At 65.7% G+C, this 14627-nt stretch carries 10 protein-coding genes; 2 read left to right on the forward strand and 8 right to left on the reverse strand.

Annotated elements, in window-relative coordinates; all coding sequences use genetic code 11:
• Positions 1 to 24 precede the first annotated feature (24 nt).
• Complete coding sequence (locus R4P57_RS10350) at positions 25 to 672, forward strand: TetR/AcrR family transcriptional regulator (RefSeq protein WP_317802728.1); 648 nt, start codon at positions 25 to 27, stop codon at positions 670 to 672.
• A 243-nt stretch (positions 673 to 915) separates the two neighbouring features.
• Here R4P57_RS10350 and R4P57_RS10355 read toward each other — a convergent pair whose 3' ends face one another.
• The 8 genes from R4P57_RS10355 to R4P57_RS10390 all read right to left on the reverse strand — a co-directional run bounded on the left by R4P57_RS10355 (position 916) and on the right by R4P57_RS10390 (position 14247).
• Entirely contained in the window at positions 916 to 4737 is a 3822-nt protein-coding gene (locus R4P57_RS10355; protein WP_317802729.1) for a multifunctional oxoglutarate decarboxylase/oxoglutarate dehydrogenase thiamine pyrophosphate-binding subunit/dihydrolipoyllysine-residue succinyltransferase subunit, read from the reverse strand.
• Between the two features lie 110 nt (positions 4738 to 4847).
• Positions 4848 to 8582: an ABC transporter ATP-binding protein gene (locus R4P57_RS10360; protein WP_317802809.1), complete on the reverse strand. Its 3735-nt coding sequence runs from the start codon at positions 8580 to 8582 to the stop codon at positions 4848 to 4850.
• Positions 8583 to 8840: 258 nt separating this feature from the next.
• Complete coding sequence (locus tag R4P57_RS10365) at positions 8841 to 9611, reverse strand: ABC transporter permease (protein ID WP_317802730.1); 771 nt, start codon at positions 9609 to 9611, stop codon at positions 8841 to 8843.
• Entirely contained in the window at positions 9608 to 10648 is a 1041-nt protein-coding gene (locus tag R4P57_RS10370; RefSeq protein WP_317802731.1) for an ABC transporter ATP-binding protein, read from the reverse strand. Before R4P57_RS10370 ends, R4P57_RS10365 begins: the two co-directional genes overlap by 4 nt.
• Positions 10649 to 10771: 123 nt before the next feature.
• Complete coding sequence (locus R4P57_RS10375) at positions 10772 to 11611, reverse strand: LLM class F420-dependent oxidoreductase (RefSeq protein ID WP_317802732.1); 840 nt, start codon at positions 11609 to 11611, stop codon at positions 10772 to 10774.
• Between the two features lie 43 nt (positions 11612 to 11654).
• Complete coding sequence (locus tag R4P57_RS10380; RefSeq protein WP_317802733.1) at positions 11655 to 12374, reverse strand: hypothetical protein; 720 nt, start codon at positions 12372 to 12374, stop codon at positions 11655 to 11657.
• Between the two features lie 47 nt (positions 12375 to 12421).
• Entirely contained in the window at positions 12422 to 13438 is a 1017-nt protein-coding gene (locus R4P57_RS10385) for a glutathione S-transferase family protein (protein WP_317802734.1), read from the reverse strand.
• A gap of 56 nt (positions 13439 to 13494) precedes the next feature.
• Positions 13495 to 14247, reverse strand: a complete 753-nt coding sequence (locus tag R4P57_RS10390) for a GNAT family N-acetyltransferase (protein WP_317802735.1) — start codon at positions 14245 to 14247, stop codon at positions 13495 to 13497.
• A gap of 173 nt (positions 14248 to 14420) precedes the next feature.
• On the opposite strand from R4P57_RS10390, the gene R4P57_RS10395 reads away from it, so the two are divergent.
• Positions 14421 to 14624, forward strand: a complete 204-nt coding sequence (locus R4P57_RS10395) for a cold-shock protein (protein WP_008714360.1) — start codon at positions 14421 to 14423, stop codon at positions 14622 to 14624.
• Positions 14625 to 14627: the final 3 nt, after the last annotated feature.

Here is a 14627-nt window from a genome sequence, read left to right on the forward strand (position 1 = left end):
ACTAATATTCAGTAGGGTGGTTGCATGGCGTTCGTGAACAGTCCCGGCACACCGACCACGAAGAGGACCAGACTCAGTCCTGAGCAACGGCGAGCCCAACTGATCGAGCTCGGTACCGAGATGCTCGCCGACCGACCCCTCGAACAGATCTCCGTCGAGGACATCGCAGACCAGGCAGGCGTCTCCCGAGGTCTACTGTTCCACTACTTTTCCTCCAAGCAGGAGTTTCACCTCGAAATAGTTCGCGAGGCATCCCGGTCGATGATCGAGCGCACTGCTCCCGACCCCGAACTCGAACCCTTCGAAATCCTGCGCGACTCCATCGCCAACTACGTCGATTACGTCGCCGAGAAGCGCGACACCTTCATCTCCCTGCTCCGCGGTACCGCGAGCGGAGATCCCCTGATGCGCGAGGTGTTCGAGCAGACCCGCACCACCATGGCCGAGCGCACCCTCGTCCAACTCGCCGGACTCGATATGGTCGTGACCCCCACCATCGACCTCGCCGTCCGCGGTTGGATCGCCTTCGTCGAAGAAGCGACCATCACCTGGCTTCGGGATCCACACATCACCCGCGACGAACTCATCGACCTCAACGTCAACGCCCTACCCGCCGTCGCCCTGGCACCGGGCATGATCACCGCACTCCTCGGAGCGGACGCGGACGCTTGAGTGCCCTCCCACCCCCCCCGGGGGGTGCCCGCCCGTCCCCGTTGGGATCAATGTGGCTTTGTTGCAGTCTGAGCGACTGAATCTCACATTGATCCGGTAAGTGGGTCGGCCTCCGCAGGATGAATGTGGCTTTGTTGCAGTCTGAGCGACTGAATCTCACATTGATCCCAACCCCGGGAGCCCAGAAACGACGAAAGCGGCCCACCTCCGAAGAAGTGGGCCGCTGTGCGCTTCCGAACTTTTCTAGCCTTCACCGACTGCGTTGAATGCCTCGTCGATGATTTCGAGCTGCTCGACTGCGTGAACCTTGCTCGATCCCGACGACGGGGCGGACATTGCGCGACGCGAGATGCGCTTGATGCCGACCAGCTTCTCGGGCATGAGCTCGGGCAGTGCGAGACCGAAGAACGGCCATGCACCCTGGTTCGCAGGCTCTTCCTGAACCCAACGGAATTCCGTTGCGTTCGGGTAGCTCTCGAGTGCTTCCCGGATCCGACGGACCGGCACGGGGTACAGCTGCTCGACGCGGACGATCGCGACGTCGTCGCGGTTGTCCTTCTGCTTGCGAGCGAGGAGCTCGTAGTAGAGCTTTCCGCTGACCATCAGCACTCGCTTGACCGCGCTGCGGTCGCCGGTGCCGGTGTCGTAGGTGGGCTCGTCGAACACCGAGTGGAACTTGCCGTCGGTGAAGTCCTCGATGTTGCTCACCGCTGCCTTGTTGCGCAGCATCGACTTCGGGGTGAAGACGATCAGCGGGCGACGGATGCCGTCACGCGCGTGCCTGCGCAGCAGGTGGAAGTAGTTCGCAGGGGTCGAGGGGAGTGCGACGGTCATCGAGCCCTCGGCGCACAGCGTCAGGAAGCGTTCGATGCGTCCGGACGTGTGGTCGGGACCCTGGCCTTCGTGGCCGTGCGGCAGCAGCAGCACGACGTCGGAGAGCTGACCCCACTTGGCTTCACCGGACGAGATGAACTCGTCGATGATGGATTGCGCGCCGTTGACGAAGTCGCCGAACTGCGCTTCCCACATCACCAGGGCGTCCGGGTTGCCCACGGAGTAGCCGTACTCGAAGCCGACGGCCGCGAACTCGCTCAGTGCGGAGTCGTAGACCATGAACTTGCCGGGGTTCTCGCTGCCGAGGTTCTGCAGCGGGGTGTACTCGGCTCCGGTCTTGCGGTCGATGATCACCGAGTGGCGCTGGGTGAACGTGCCGCGTCGGGTGTCCTGGCCGGAGAAGCGAATGTTGCGTCCCTCGTCCACGAGCGATCCGAGTGCGAGCAGCTCACCGAAGGCCCAGTCGACCTTGCCCTCGTACGACATTTCACGACGCTTCTCGAGCACCGGCTTGACGCGCGGGTGCACGTTGAAGCCCTCGGGTACGTCGAGGTGGGCGTCACCGATGCGGTGCAGGACCGACTTGTCGACGGCCGTGGTGAGCTTGGTCGGCAACTGCTGGTCGAGCTCGACGGACTCGCTGGGCTCAGGGGTGTACTTCTCGAGTTCGCGTACCTCGTTGAAGACGCGTTCGAGCTGGCCCTGGTAGTCGCGGAGTGCGTCCTCGGCTTCCTTGAGCGAGATGTCACCGCGGCCGATCAGCGACTCGGTGTAGCTCTTGCGGACGCTGCGCTTGGTGTCGATCACGTCGTACATCGCGGGCTGCGTCATCGAGGGGTCGTCGCCCTCGTTGTGACCGCGACGGCGGTAGCAGATCATGTCGATGACGACGTCCTTGTGGAACTTCTGACGGAAGTCCACTGCCAGCTGAGCGACCCAGGCGCACGCCTCGGGGTCGTCGCCGTTGACGTGGAAGATCGGCGCGGCGATCATCTTCGCCACATCGGTGCAGTACTCGGACGAACGCGAGAACTCCGGTGAGGTGGTGAAGCCGACCTGGTTGTTGACGACGATGTGCACGGTGCCGCCGGTGCGGTAGCCCCGCAGATCGGACAGGTTCAGCGTCTCGGCGACGACGCCCTGGCCGGCGAATGCAGCATCTCCGTGCAGCATCAGCGGCAGGACGGAGTAGCCACCCTGGCCGGTGCCCTTGTCGTGCAGATCCTGCTTGGCGCGAACGAGTCCTTCGAGGACGGGGTCGACGGCTTCGAGGTGCGACGGGTTCGCGGTGAGCGAGACCTTGATGTCGTTGTCACCGAACATCTGGATGTACGTGCCCTCGGCACCGAGGTGGTACTTCACGTCGCCGGAGCCGTGTGCGGCTGCCGGGTTCATGTTGCCCTCGAACTCGGTGAAGATCTTCGAGTAGGGCTTGCCGACGATGTTGGCGAGCACGTTCAGTCGGCCGCGGTGCGGCATACCGATGACGACCTCGTCGAGGGCGTACTCGGCGCTCTGGTCGATGACGGAATCCATCATCGGAATGACCGCTTCCGCGCCTTCGAGCGAGAAGCGCTTCTGACCGACGTACTTTGTCTGCAGGAAGGTCTCGAACGCCTCGGCCGCGTTGAGCTTGCTCAGGATGTACTTCTGTTGCGCCACAGTCGGTTTGACGTGCTTTGCCTCGACGCGCTCCTGCAGCCACGAGACCTGCTCGGTCTCGAGGATGTGGGTGTACTCGACGCCGACGTGGCGGCAGTACGAGTCGCGCAGCACGCTGAGCACGTCCCGCAGCTTCATCTTGTCCCGGCCGTGGAATCCGCCGACCTTGAACTCGCGGTCGAGGTCCCACAGCGTGAGGTCGTGGCTGATCACGTCGAGGTCCGGGTGCATCCGGAACTTGTCCTTGGTGAACTGCAACGGATCGGTGTCGGCCATGAGGTGACCGCGGTTGCGGTACGCCGCGATGAGCTCGAGCACGCGGGTGTTCTTGTCGACCGTGCCCTCGGGCAGATCCTTGCGCCAGCGAATGGGCTCGTAGGGGATCTTGAGCGAGTGGAACAGCTCGTCGTAGAACTCGTCGCTGATCAACAGGTTGTGGATCGTCTTGAGGAAGTCGCCCGACTCCGCACCCTGAATGATGCGGTGGTCGTACGTCGAGGTCAGCGTCATGAGCTTGCCGACGCCGAACTCGGCGAGACGCTCGTCGCTGGCTCCCTGGAACTCGGCCGGGTACTCCATGGCACCGGCCCCGATGATGGCTCCCTGACCGTTCATCAGACGCGGCACCGAGTGCACGGTTCCGATTCCACCGGGGTTGGTCAGCGAGATGGTGACGCCCTGGAAGTCCTCACCGGTGAGCTTGCCGTCTCGAGCGCGCCGCACGATGTCCTCGTACGCGTTGTAGAACTGCGTGAACGTGAAGTCCTGTGTGTTCTTGATGGCGGCGACGACGAGGGAACGGTTGCCGTCCTTGCCGGGCAGGTCGATCGCGAGACCGAGGTTGATCGCTGCCGGAGTGACGGCGTTCGGCTTGCCGTCGACCTCGGCGAAGTGGCGGTTCATGTTCGGGAACGCCTTGACGGCCTGCACGATGGCATAGCCGAGCAGGTGCGTGAACGAGATCTTGCCGCCGCGAGTGCGAGCGAGATGGTTGTTGATCACGAGACGGTTGTCGACCATCAGCTTGGCCGGGATGGCACGCACGCTGGTCGCGGTCGGAATCTGCAACGAGGCGGACATGTTCTTCGCCACCGCTGCAGCAGCGCCGCGCAGAATCTTGCTCGACTCTTCACCGAACTCGGCTGCGGCGGGCTTTGCGGGAGCGGATTTGGCCGGCGCTGCCTTCTTCTCGGAAGGCTTGGCGGAAGCGGCAGGCTTCGAGGCCTCGGCCTTGGGAGCGGCGGCGTTCGGAGCGGCCTTGGGTGCTGCGGTCTTCGGAGCGTCGGCCTTGGGAGCGCTGTCCTTCTGTGGAGTCGAGGCGGCAGGCTTGGCGGGAGGCGCGGGTGCTGCTGGGGGAGCGGACTTGGCCGAACTACCGTTCGAGGCTGCGCCGTTACCGGCAGCACCGTTGGATCCGGCGGTCTCGTCGGTCACTGCTTCGGGGTCGTAACCGGTCAGAAACTCGTGCCAGCTCGCGTCGACGGATGAAGGGTCCTGCTTGAATCGCTGGTACATCTCGTCGACCAGCCATTGATTTTGTCCGAATTGGGTAGTAGAGCTGCTGCTCACGGCAGTAGTTCGCCTCGTTTCTGTCTTCGTTCCCGTTCAGCGCGCGTACGTGTCCAGGCTAGACCTTTGGTCCAGCTCACGTGCGTCCGGGACGTAGCTGTGATATGTACTCACCGGTAACCATCGGCCTCGTTGTCGATGACACCTTGGACTATCGAATTATTCCCTCGGTTCGTTTCGGCTGCAGTCCAGAGCTGCGCGTAGAACCCGCCCCGCGTGCGGAGCTCCGAATGTCGACCTACTTCCACGATACGGCCGCCGTCGACCACCACGATCAGGTCCGCTCGTGCGGCGGTCGCCAAGCGGTGCGCGACGACCACTGCGGTGCGGGTGCGTGCGACGGCACTGCTGGCTGCGAGCACGGTGCGTTCGGTCGCGGGATCGAGCGTGGCGGTGGCCTCGTCGAGCAGCAGAAGATCGGGGTCGACCAGCTCGGCCCTGGCCAGTGCGATCAGCTGTCGTTGACCCGCGGACAGCCCTTGCCCACGCTCGCCGACGGGTTGGTGCATACCGCCGCGAAGTGCAGCGATGGTGCTCAGAGCGCCCACCGAGCGGGCCGCGTTCTCGATGTCGGCACGGGTGGCGTCGGGCCTGCCGTAGGCGATGTTCGACGCGACGGTTCCGGTGAAGAGGTGCGCTTCCTGCGGTACGACGCCGAGGCGGTGCCGGTAGTCAGAGAGGCGATAATCGCGTAGATCGTGGCCGCCCACGCGCACCGATCCGGAGGTCGGATCGTAGAAGCGGGCCAGCAATTTCACCACGGTGGATTTGCCCGCTCCGGTGCGCCCGACCAGCGCCACGGTGGTGCCGGCGGGGATCGTGAGATTTACCTCACGCAGCGCGTCGGTGTGGGCTCCGGCGTAGCGGAAACCGACGTCGACGAGATCGATGTCGGCGCGTAGACGTCCGCCGGGGAGGACGGTGGAGTGCGCGGCGGTGGCAGTTTCGATGGAGCTGGTAGTGCGCAGCAGATCCCCGATGCGGCCGACACCGACACGTGCCTGCTGGTAACCGTCGAACACCTGCGAGAGCTGCTGGATCGGTCCGAAGAGCAGCCCGAGATAGAGCACGAACGCGACGAGGGTGCCCGCGGTGGTGGTGCCGGTGGCGATCTGATGTGCGCCGACGAACACGACGACGGCGAGGGCGACGTCGGAGAGCAACGTGATGAGGGGGAAGAACACCGAGATCGCGGTCTGCGATCGCATTCGGCTCGCCCGGTAGCGGTCGGAGCGTTCGGCGAACCGGGATGCGGCGTACTCCTCGCGCCGGTACGCCTGTGCCGCTCGCAGTCCCGTGACGTTCTCCTGGAAGTCGGCGTTGACGATCGAGATGCGCTCGCGGGACGTCGAGTACGCGGCCGAGGAGATGCGCCGGAAGATCACTGTGGACACGGCGAGGGGCGGCACCACAGCCAGCGCCACCAGTCCGAGTGCCGGGTCGGTGACGAGCAGTGCCGCGGCGATGCCGACGATGGTCAGCACACTCACCACCGCGGTCGAGGCTCCGGTCTGGATGAACGAAGACAGCGCATCGACGTCGGTGGTCATTCGAGTCATGATGCGACCCGACAGCTCGCGTTCGTAGTAGTCCAGGCCGAGCCGCTGAATGTGTGCGTAGCTGCGCACCCGGAGTCCGAAGAGCACTCGCTCGCCTGCCCGCGCGGTCATGACCGTCGTCCAGCAGACGACGAACCAACTCGCCGCTGCCAGCACGACACCGATCGAGGTGGCAATCCACAGGGTGTTCGAATCTCCACTCGCCACTCCGCTGTCCACCGCGTAGCGAACGAGTGAGGGGAAGGCGATCGAGGCCAGTGAGTCGAGCGCGAGGAGCACCACCACGGCAGCCAGCAACAAGCGCACCGGGCTCAGCAGTCTCGACAGCCGGAACTCCGGGTCGGGTCGACGCAGCTCGGATCCCGATGTGCCCGGGTCCTCGGTCGCAGGCGGCAGGGCCGCGACTGCCTGGGAGATGGCCGGTGTGGGTGCGAGTGAGCCGAATGCCCCGGCCATCGCTGTTCCGTGACCACCTCCGCCTCCGGGCGCGGGTGTCGCGGCTGCCCCGGGTGCGACCGTCGACTCAGGAGACGTGTCGGGCCAGAGCGTGTCGGCGGACGGTTCTACGGCCGGCTCCGCGCCGCGATCATCGTCGAGTTCGCCGTCTCCGCCGGCCAGCAGGGCACGGAACAACGGACAACGCTGATCAAGTTCGTCGACCGTTCCGGTGTCGATGATGCGGCCGTTGTCGAGGACGGCGACGCGGTCGGCCAGCGTCAGAGTCGAGCGGCGATGAGCGAGAACGAGAGTCGCGCGCGTGCGGACGCCCCGCAACGCGTCGAAGATGGCGGCCTCGGTCTCGGCGTCCACGGCGGAGGTGGCGTCGTCGAGGATCAGAATTCGGGGCTCGACGAGAAGAGCGCGGGCCAGTGCGATGCGTTGGCGCTGGCCTCCGGACAGCGTGAGTCCGCGCTCACCGACGAGGCTGTCGTATCCCTCGGGCAGCGCGTCGATGAAGGTCGAGGCCTGCGCCAGCCGCGCCGCGTGCTCGATCTCCTCCGCCGTGGCGTCAGGCCTGCCGAGAGCGATGTTGGCGGCGATGGTGTCGGAGAAGAGGAACGGCTCGTCGAACACCAGCGAGACCGCCTCGCGTAGCGACGTCGAGTCGAGGTCGTCGATATCGATGGACGTTCCGTCGGACGTCAGCGCAATCTGTCCCCGAGCGGGGCGGTAGAAGCGGGGGAGCAGCAGGGCGAGCGCGGTCTTTCCGGAGCCCGCATGGCCGACGACGGCCACCGTCTCGCCGGGCGAGACGGTCAGGTTCAGGCCGGTGAGCACGTCGCGTTCGGGCTCGAATCCGAAGGTCACCTCGGAGATACGGACTCCGAGGGGGCCGCCGGGCAACGCGACGGGTTCGGCCGGTTCCGGGTCGGACGGCTCGGTGTCGACCACCTCGTAGACGCGCTCGACTGCCGCGCGGGAGAGCTGAGCCATGATCACCACCGAGGAGACGGTGCGGGTCACGGCGGACAGGGTTGCGACGTAGGTGGCGAAGGCCAGAAACGTGCCGATCGTGATGCTGCCCTGCAGGGCCAGATAGCCGCCGAGGGCGATGACTCCGACGAGTCCGAGCTGAGGAATGGTGGCCATCGACGGTGCGAACCGCGAGTTGATCTTCGCCGATCGCATGCGCTCGGCGAACAGCGTGCGCCCCAGTGTCTCGATGCGATCCACCGCGCGGGCTTCCTGTCCGAAGCCTTTGACGACTCGAACGCCGGTGACCGTCTCCTCGACATGTTGTGCCAGATCGGCGGCGCGTTGCTGCGCCGACCAGGTGGCCGCGAAGAGAGTGGGCCGTATTCGGTAGACCACGATGCTGACAGCAGGAACGATGAGTACCGCGACAACGGTGAGCAGCGGCGACAGATACGCCATCACCACCAGCGCCAGCACGAACTGCAGGACGGCTCCCGCCGACAGCGGCACCATGGCCAGCAGCCCCTGCACCAGTTGTAGGTCGGTGATCGATCTCGAGACGACCTGGCCGGTACGGATCTCGTCCTGCTTGCGCCCGTCGAGCCGCTGCAGTGACGCGAGCAGGTCGAGGCGTAGATCGTGCTGGACGTCGATCGAGAGCCGGCCGGCGAGCATGCGTCGACCGAATTGGCACGCGAAGCGCACCAGACCCAACAGTGCGATGGCGGCGGCGACGGTGGCGATCTTCTCGCCCTTGCCTGCGGTCGCGTCGTCGATCGCCACTCTGGTGAGCAGCGGGAACGAGATGTCGATGACCGCGGCGATCATCGTCACGCCCAGGGCTCCGAGTGCGGTACGTCGATGCAGCATGCACTGCGCGATCAGGCGTCTGATCCACCCACGCCGGGTACTCGACGCGGGTTCTGCGCTGTCGAGTGTCGACGCGCTGCGTCCGGGTGCCGCTGCTCGGTCTTTCACCGCATTACTGTGTGCCATCGATTCACCACGGTAGACCCGAGTACCGACAGGGTTGGCCTGCGAACCCAGGGACCGCCGATCCGGGTCGTTCCGCAGGCTCCACTCCTGCCTGTCTGGGTCGTTCCGCAGGCTCCACTCCCGGCGCCGACCTCAGCCGATGTCGCGGGAGCGGGCCAGGAACCAGCCGACGCCGGTGAGGATCACCGCCCACAGCACGAGTCCGAGCGGTGCCCACGGCCACGACGCCAGGTCGCCCGCGTCGTCGAGTTGAGTCGCCGCCATGGTCGGCAGAGTCAGGTTCGACGGCAGCGCCACGGCGACCGATCCGAGCCCGAGACCGAACAGGATCAGCGAGACCAGACCCTCGCCGAACGGCAGCCAGGCGACGAGCACGATCGCGGCCCACGTCGGAGATTTGAGCAGCAGACCCAGGCCGGCACCGATCATCGACCACAGCACGACCGCGAGGAGGCACGACGCCACCACGCCGATGAACGCGCCGTCGAGCAGCACTGTCCGCTCGTTGAAGATCAGCAGGCAGATCAAGCTGGCCAGCAGCACCACCAGGCCGTATCCGAGGCCGAACAGCGCAGTGACGATGAGTTTGGCCGCGATCACCCCGTCTCGACCGCGAGCTGTGAGGAAACTGGTGGTGATGGTCTGGTGGCGGAATTCGGTTCCGGTGTTGACGGCACCGAAGATGCCGGCGAACAGAATCGCGGCACCGGCGGCGACGTACAGGCCGATCGAGGCGACCCCGCCGGAGATGTCCAGGTCCTCCTCGAATTCGCCCAGCTGGTTCGCGATCACCGACGTGATGACGGATGCGAAGATTCCGACGACGATCGGAGCGATCGCCAGTGCCCACCAGAACTTCAGTGTCGTGACCTTGCGGATCTCCGACGTCAGCAACGCGTTCATCGCGGGCCCCCGTTCCAGTTCTGCGGCGGAGCGTAATTCTGCGGCGGGCCGTAGCCCTGGTGATGACCCGGCGGCGGGCCGTAACCCTGCGGCGGCCCGCCGTACGGATTCTGCTGAACGGGTGCGGCGTTGTACTGACCCGCGGTCATCGACAGGAACACCTGCTCGAGGTCGACATGTTCACTGGTGGTCCCGAAGATCGTCACCTGGGCGTCGGCAGCGATGCGGGCGATCGTGGCCGCGTCGGTACCAGCGACGCCGATGCGTCCGTCGGGCAGCAGTTGGCTGTCGTTGAACCCACTCGATGCCAACGCCAATGCCAAGGCCGCCGGGTCCGATGCGGCCACGAGTACGCGGCTCGGACGCGTCGACCGCAGTTGCGCGATGGAACCCTGATACACGAGTGCTCCGGCGCTGACGATCACCAGATTGTCGACGGTCTGCTCGATCTCGCGCAGGATGTGACTCGACACCAGCACGGTGCGCCCTGACGCAGCGAATGCCTTCAGGAAGTCGCGTAGCCAGGCGATCCCTTCGGGGTCGAGACCGTTCGCGGGTTCGTCGAGCACGAGGATTTCCGGATCCCCGAGCAGTGCCGTCGCCAACGTCAGGCGTTGACGCATACCGAGGGAGAAGCCGCCTGCCGCGCGGTCGGCGGCGTCGCCGAGGCCGACCAGGTGCAGTACGTCCAGGGCGCGACTGTCGGGTACGCCGATCGCGGCGGTGTAGATCTTCAGGTGATGAGCAGCGCTGCGCTTGGGGTGCAGGCTCAGCGAGTCGAGGACGGCTCCCACCGTGCGGGCCGGGTGGGTTGCCGTGCGGAACGGAGCGCCGTTGACGAGGCCGACGCCGGAGGTGGGTGCAACGAGCCCGAGAAGCATGCGCAGTGTCGTCGACTTGCCCGACCCGTTGGGGCCGAGGAATCCGGTGACGGTTCCGCGTGGAACGGCGAAGCTCAGGTCCGAGACTGCGCGAACAGTGCCGAATTGCTTGGTCAGTGCCTGCGCTTCGAGCGCCGCTCCCGGGTAGCTGGTCATCTGTGCGCATTCCCCCTTGCCGTCGAACGCCTCATGTACCGGCTGCGCGCGGCAACCGGTACCCGAGGCTACGGGGTGCGACCGACATCCGGTGCGACCGCTCGCGCGCGAGCCACTCCGGCGTCAGCGATGCAGCGCGGCGGCGATCTCTCGGTAGGTCTCGAGCGGATCGGCCATGTCGGGCAGCGAGTGCAGTGTCACGTGCGACGCACCCGCGTCGACGTGCTCGTTCAATCGGGCTGCGATCGCGTCGGCGGAACCGTGCGCCACCAACGCGTCGATCAGTCGGTCGCTGCCACCGTCGCCGATCTCCTCGTCGGAGTAGCCGAGTCGGTTCAGATTGTTGGTGTAGTTGCGCAGGTGCAGGTAGGGGTTGTTGACCGGTGGCCGGCCGATCGAGCGCGCCTTCTCCGGATCCGACTCCAGGACGACCTTGTGCTCGGGTGCCAGAATCTTGTTCGGTCCCAGTGCTTCTCGCGCTTCACGGGTGTGCTCGGGGGTGGTCAGGTACGGGTGCGCGCCTGCGGTCCGGTCGGCCGCCAGCGCGAGCACCTTCGGGCCGAGAGCAGCGAGGACGCGTCGCTCCACCGGGACTCCGGCCTCGTCGAGAGCGTCGAGGTACGTCACCAGAGCGTCGTACGGCTTGGTGTATTCCTGCGTCGCCTCGGGGTGGCCTGCGCCGATTCCGAGGACGAAACGGCCCGGGTGCTTGCTCTCCAACCGGTGGTACGACGCGGCGACGTCGGCCGCTGCGTCCGACCAGATGTTGACGATGCCGGTCGCGACGACGACCGTCTCGGTGGCGTCGAGAATCTCCTCGGTGGTGGTCAGGTCCGCCGGCGGCGAGCCGCCCAGCCAGATCGTGCCGTAGCCGAAGGATTCGATCGCCCGGGACAGTTCGGGTGTGAACGCCGAGTGCAGTCGCCAGACGCCGTACGTGCCGAGTTCAGGTGTGGAAGTCATGTTCGGAGTCAACGCGTCGGACTCGCGAAGATTCCGCGAGCGCTCATTGGTCCGGCTCGATGATGCGGTTCTCCGGGAACCTGGCCGGCGGCGGACCGAATGCGTCGCGGGCGTTCTTGATGACGCCCTTGCCGACCGCGCGGTTGCCCGCGCCGCCGATCGCTGCGCCGATTCCGGCGGGGAGCATCTTGCCGACCAACAGCGCGCTGCGCTTGGCGAGGTACTTGGTGATGAACTTCTTCACCAGCGACTTGTTCATGGTCGCCATCGAGCCGCCCGGGACGCGGGAGGTGATCAGCGGTCCCCAGTTCTTGGCGGTCTTGCCGACAGTTCGTTGCACGATCTGCATGCCCGATTCGCCGAGGGCGATCGACAGCACCAGGGCGCGTCGTTGCTGGTGGTTCTCGACGGGAATGCCGTGCACGGACGCGACCGACAGTGTCAGCAGCGCCGAGGACTCGATGAAGAACGCGGTTTCGGCACCCACCGCGGCGAGCGAGGCGACGGTCCCGACGCCCGGGATCGCCGCGGCACCGCCCACCGCCGAGCCGCTGCCGGTGACCGCGAGCAGGAACCGCTTCTCGAGGCGTTCGATGATCTGTGCCGGGGTGTCGTAGGGGTGTGCTCGACGCACGTGCGCGACGTATTTGTCGACGGCGGGTCCCTGTAGGCGGCTGGCGTTGTCGAGGATGTTGACCAGCGCGCGTTCGAGCTTGCCTCCGCTGGAGACCTCGACCTGTGCGTCGTCCTTCTTGCCTGCCATCGATTCTTCTTTCGGTCGCGAGTGTGGTGGCCGGTCGATCCGCAGGTTCAGCGCACCCAGTGGTCGGGCGGTACCAGCTCGTCGGGCTTCGGTGGTGGGGGAGCGGTGCCGTCGCCGAAGGGTGATCCTCTCAGGGATTCGCGGCCGTGGGGTTCGAGCCATCCGGTCAGGTCCGGGCCCTTGGGCACGATGCCCGACGGATTGATGTCGGTGTGCACCTCGTAGTAGTGCCGCTTGATGTGGTCGAAGTCGACGGTGTCGCCGAACCCGGGGGTCTGGAACAGGTCGCGCGCGTAGTTCCACAGCACCGGCATCTCGGTGAGTTTGCTGCGATTGCACTTGAAGTGGCCGTGGTAGACGGGATCGAAGCGCACCAGGGTGGTGAACAGGCGTACGTCGGCTTCGGTGATGTGGTCGCCGACGAGGTAGCGCTGGGTGGACAGGCGTTCGACGAGCCAGTCGAGGCGGGCGAACAGTCGGTCGTAGGCCTTCTCGTACGCCTCTTGGGAGCCGGCGAATCCGCAGCGATAGACGCCGTTGTTGACGTCCTTGAACACCAGTTCGGCAACTTCGTCTATCTCGCTGCGCAGCGCCTCGGGGTAGAGATCGGGCGCGCCCTCGCGGTGGTACTGCGTCCATTCGGTGGACAGGTCGAGCGTGATCTGTGGGTAGTCGTTGGTGACGACCTGGCCTGTGGGGACGTCGACGATGGCGGGGACGGTGATGCCGCGTTCGTAGTCGGGGAAGCGGGCGAAAAAGGCGTCCTGCAATCTCGGGATCTGCAGCACCGAGTCGACGCCGCCGGGCTCCTCCTGGAAGTCCCAGCTGCGGGGGTCGTGGGTCGGTCCCGGAATGCCAAGGGACAGAACGTCTTCGAGTCCGAGTAGTCGGCGAACGATGATGGACCGATGGGCCCACGGGCAGGCGCGGGCGGCGATCAGGCGGTACCGCCCCGGCTCCACTGGATAGCCGTCCCGCCCGTCCGCGGTGATCCGCGTCGGAATGTAGTTGGTGTCGCGCGTGAATTCCTTACCCGGCTTCACGTAGGCGGCATCGTCGGCCATGTTGTTCACTCCTCGCATCGATCTGTGCTGTCGACGCTACCCAGTTCGGAGCCGACTCAATCTCGATCAGCGCGCGGTACGGCGGTATGACACGCGCCGATCTCCACGTAACCCAGCCGCGCGGCGAGGCGTCGAGCAATGGCGTTCTCGGGTCGCGATCGCCACTGTGGAATCAGGCCGTCGTCGATGGCGTCGTTGGTCGCCAGCCTGCCGACCACCTGGGCGTGGCCCCGTCGGCGATGGTCCGGGTCCGTCAGTACACGCATGTCGGCCAGGATCAGCTGCTCCTCGGAGTAGCCGGCCGAGGCGAGCGAGTACGCCGAGTCGGCCGGACGGTCGTCGCCGAGCAGTGTGAACCAGTTCCGCGAGACCGGCTCGCCGAATGCTTCGGTCACGTCGGCGTCACTGGAGTGCGCAGCGAGGTTGCGCGCGTGCTCCGCATCGTGGGAGATCAGCGGGTCGTGTACGTCGATGGTGTGGCCGATGTCCGAGCCGTAGGCCAGCGTGTGGGTGCCGATCTCGTAGTGCGCCGCACGGTCGCCCAGCAGCGACGAGATCCAAGTTCGGTCCGCACTCGCCCGGCCGCTGATCGCGCGCGAGGCACTCACGGCCCAGGACGGACCGACGATCACGGTGGTCTCGGCCAGTCGCAGCACGGTGATGTCCTCGGTGGCAGCGACATGTTCGACGCGGTCGGCGTCGGTGTCGAGGGCGCGATCGTCCATCTGCAATCGGCGACACCAGGCCAGGCGGACGATGTCGAGTCGGTGGGGATCGAACGGGCCGGCATCGAGAAGGGGGAGATCCACGTCTGAACCCTAGCTACAGACGCGCTGGGCGACGTTCCGGTTTCACCGTCCAAAAGCAATCTTTCGAACTTTTTTGCCCCCGGTGTTTCGCTCAGCGCCAATTGATGGCAGACTCACTTTTGAGATTAGAGCTTCGACGTGAAGATCTAGCTCGCTTACAGAAGGTTTACAGAATGACGCAGGGCAGTGTGAAGTGGTTCAACGGCGAAAAGGGCTTCGGCTTCATCGAGCAGGATGGTGGCGGACCGGACGTTTTCGTTCATTACTCGGAGATTCAGGGTAGCGGCTTCAAGTCGCTCGACGAGGGCCAGCGCGTGGAGTTCGAGGTGGGCCAGGGTCAGAAGGGCCCCCAGGCTACCGGCGTCCGCGCCATCTGATTC

The organism is Rhodococcus sp. IEGM 1330, assembly GCF_033142445.1.
GTDB lineage: Bacteria > Actinomycetota > Actinomycetes > Mycobacteriales > Mycobacteriaceae > Rhodococcoides.

Bases quoted from the DNA above. Each gene is read 5' to 3' on its own strand.
- R4P57_RS10360 (WP_317802809.1), bottom strand. From the start codon at position 8,582: ATGCTGCATCGACGTACCGCACTCGGAGCCCTGGGCGTGACGATGATC.
- R4P57_RS10375 (WP_317802732.1), bottom strand. From the start codon at position 11,611: ATGACTTCCACACCTGAACTCGGCACGTACGGCGTCTGGCGACTGCAC.
- R4P57_RS10385 (WP_317802734.1), bottom strand. From the start codon at position 13,438: ATGGCCGACGATGCCGCCTACGTGAAGCCGGGTAAGGAATTCACGCGC.
- R4P57_RS10365 (WP_317802730.1), bottom strand. From the start codon at position 9,611: ATGAACGCGTTGCTGACGTCGGAGATCCGCAAGGTCACGACACTGAAG.
- R4P57_RS10350 (WP_317802728.1), top strand. From the start codon at position 25: ATGGCGTTCGTGAACAGTCCCGGCACACCGACCACGAAGAGGACCAGA.
- R4P57_RS10395 (WP_008714360.1), top strand. From the start codon at position 14,421: ATGACGCAGGGCAGTGTGAAGTGGTTCAACGGCGAAAAGGGCTTCGGC.
- R4P57_RS10380 (WP_317802733.1), bottom strand. From the start codon at position 12,374: ATGGCAGGCAAGAAGGACGACGCACAGGTCGAGGTCTCCAGCGGAGGC.
- R4P57_RS10370 (WP_317802731.1), bottom strand. From the start codon at position 10,648: ATGACCAGCTACCCGGGAGCGGCGCTCGAAGCGCAGGCACTGACCAAG.